This window comes from Kosakonia sp. AG348, assembly GCF_003337365.1.
Lineage (GTDB): Bacteria > Pseudomonadota > Gammaproteobacteria > Enterobacterales > Enterobacteriaceae > Kosakonia.
Map to the genome: position 1 here is coordinate 1 of NZ_QPJR01000022.1, position 2585 is coordinate 2585.

The following is a 2585-nucleotide window of genomic DNA, read 5'->3' on the forward strand; positions in this document are numbered from 1 at the left end:
TGACGATTCTCCGCCGTTCTGCCTACTTCATCGTTTCTTACTTCGCTGGCGTGTACGGCTCCGGGCTGGTGGGTTCAATGCTTGCGAGCATCACCCATTACAGTGATAAACCGCTCGATGCGCTTGGCGCAGTTTTGCTTTCCGCGCTGGCGATTAAGACGCTCACCTTCTTCAGCGAGCAGGATCCACTGTCGTTGCTGCAAAGGTGGCGGGGAGGGACAAATGGTAACAAGTGATCCGTTGGTACTGACCAACGTGGTGACCAGTACCGCTATCGTTCTGCGCCTGATGATGTTTCGTAAGCCTGGCGGGCGACACAACTGGTGGGCGTCATGGCTGGCTTATCTGATCATCCTGGCTTATGCCACGGTGCCATTCCGTTTCATGTTCGATTTCTACTTCCATGTCCACTGGGCGACCGTGCTGATGAATCTCATCATCTGCGCTGCTGTATTCGCAGCGCGCGGTAACGTAGCCCGGATTTTTCACGTACTGAGGCCAGAATAATGCAGATTAGCGATAAGGGTATTGCTCTCATCAAACAGTTTGAAGGTCTGCGGCTGACGGCTTATCAGGACGGCGTTGGCGTTTGGACGATAGGTTATGGCTGGACGCAGCCTGTTGACGGCAAATCAATCCGCGCCGGGATGACCATCAAAGAGGAAACAGCAGAACGTCTGTTGCGTACCGGGCTGGTCTGTTACGAAGGCGACGTATCGAAGCTGGTGAAAGTTAAACTGACACAGGGCCAGTTCGATGCGCTGGTTTCCTTCGCCTACAACCTCGGCGCCCGGGCGCTTTCCACATCAACGCTGCTGAAAAAACTTAATGCCGGTGATTACCGCGGCGCCGCCGATGAGTTCCTGCGCTGGAACAAAGCTGGCGGGCAGGTGCTGACTGGTCTTACCCGTCGCCGTGAGGCAGAGCGTGCGTTATTCCTGGATGGTGCGTGATGAACCGCATAACTGCTATTGCATCAATTGTGGCGGTAGTCGTTATTGCCGTTCTGGCAGCGCTGCTGGCGTTTGCAAAAGCTGACCTGTCCAATGCAGAAAGCGATAACCGCGTCCTTAAGAGCGACAACGCATTACAGGGGCAGGTGATTGCCACGCAGGCATTCAACGTGAACCGGTTTAACCAGGTGGCGCAACTGGCAGCCAGTGCAAACGCCGTGGTAGCCGGTGATGCCGAAAAAACCATTATCGAATACCGGGAGATTCTTCGCCGTGAGAAAACCTGTGATCTGCCTGTTCCTGCTGACATTGCTCGCGGGTTGCTCGAGTACGCCTACCGTTTACGTGCCAGCGCAATGCACGCCGATTCCGGCCAGCCTGATACAGCCGATGTTAGTGCCGTTGCCACCGGCGGGATAACGTATTGTCAGGCCGTGCTGTGGATTCGGCCGCTGCTTTCAACTATCGAGCAGGGCAATAACAACTTTGCAGGTATCCGTGATATTGAGCGTCAGCGGCAGCAACAAAAAAGCCCTCCGAAGAGGGCGAATGGAGAAATATTTCGTTTATCTGATAGGTTCAAGCATTAACTAACGCTCATCCCTGAGTGTTTCCCTGGGGTGGGTAGGAGCCACGTTAGGGTTCTTTAACTGTTGCACATAATTCCTGATTGGCAAGGGCAAGCGGTAATAAAAAGAGTGATTCTGTGTTGTTACTCAGCGAACGAATCGAAACCAGCGGGAAAATGATTGCGGGTCTGCAAGCGTACATTGAGCAGTGCATTTGATGATTAAGTGGCTGTAAATAACAACAGCTTTTATGTGTACTTTTATGCATTGATAGTTTTATTATTGTTGATGGTAAATCCAATTCAATCAATAATTTAACTTTGGTAAAATGGTATCTATGAAACGCATAAATGTATTGTTTGTAGCGCTTTTTCTTGCAGGGTGTACTAATTTCTCCGCACAGCAACCTTATCGTTCCGCGAATGGTGAGCGTATGGTCATTAGTGCAAATATGCCCAATGGTATGTTGAAGTTGTGGGTGAATGATGTCCTGGTGGTTGATGATACATCCCTTAACCAGGATAAAAGTCTCGCAGCAGCTTTCAGCCAAAGCTATACAAACATTTACAATGGAACCTATAAGGGGCAAAAAGTTATGGCGCGCTGTAAGTTTTCCCGTGACTCAAGGGAGTGCGATGTGTTCGTCGATGGCGAGCATGCAGCCAACCTCTTCTTGAGATAAATTTTACGACACGGGCATTACAGCAGGCATTCACTGAGTGCCTGTGATAATGCTTTGGAATATACTCATCAAAAAAATGGTGAGGCTCATATGGATGAGAAAGTAATGGCGCTAGCGACCCTTAAAGCTGCTCAAGAGGCTGCTAACTGGGCGCTGTGGTCCATGATAGGAACTTGGTTTGCGGGTATTGCTACTTTTTTAGCTGTATGCGCTTCATTGCATCTCGGATTGAGAAAACCAAAAGCCCATATAAGCTGTAAAATAACGATGTCTGTATTTTTTACAGGGCCATATCAAAATAAAGGTGTCTCAATTATCGTAACAAACCTGTCGCTTTATACTGTCACTGTTACGTCAGTAATTTGGGAATTCAAAAAGAGT

5 protein-coding genes and 1 pseudogene are annotated in these 2585 nt (G+C 49.3%); all 6 read left to right on the forward strand.

All coding sequences use genetic code 11. The features are described 5' to 3' along the window. A partial coding sequence (locus DFO56_RS24485) for a putative holin (protein WP_233500441.1) occupies window positions 1–236 on the forward strand: 236 nt, incomplete at its 5' end. Then, entirely contained in the window at window positions 223–507 is a 285-nt protein-coding gene (locus DFO56_RS24490; protein ID WP_045514777.1) for a phage holin family protein, read from the forward strand. The genes DFO56_RS24485 and DFO56_RS24490, both read left to right, overlap by 14 nt. Beyond that, complete coding sequence (locus DFO56_RS24495; protein ID WP_114413912.1) at window positions 504–953, forward strand: lysozyme; 450 nt, start codon at window positions 504–506, stop codon at window positions 951–953. Before DFO56_RS24490 ends, DFO56_RS24495 begins: the two co-directional genes overlap by 4 nt. Then, the gene (locus tag DFO56_RS24500) at window positions 953–1543 is read left to right on the forward strand and encodes a hypothetical protein (protein ID WP_114413913.1); all 591 of its coding nucleotides are present in this window, start codon (window positions 953–955) and stop codon (window positions 1541–1543) included. Before DFO56_RS24495 ends, DFO56_RS24500 begins: the two co-directional genes overlap by 1 nt. A 316-nt stretch (window positions 1544–1859) precedes the next feature. After that, window positions 1860–2204 (forward strand): hypothetical protein, encoded by a 345-nt coding sequence (locus DFO56_RS24505; RefSeq protein WP_045514791.1) that lies wholly within the window; start codon window positions 1860–1862, stop codon window positions 2202–2204. A 90-nt stretch (window positions 2205–2294) separates the two neighbouring features. Continuing rightward, window positions 2295–2585, forward strand: a pseudogene (locus DFO56_RS24695) (hypothetical protein); the annotation flags it as partial.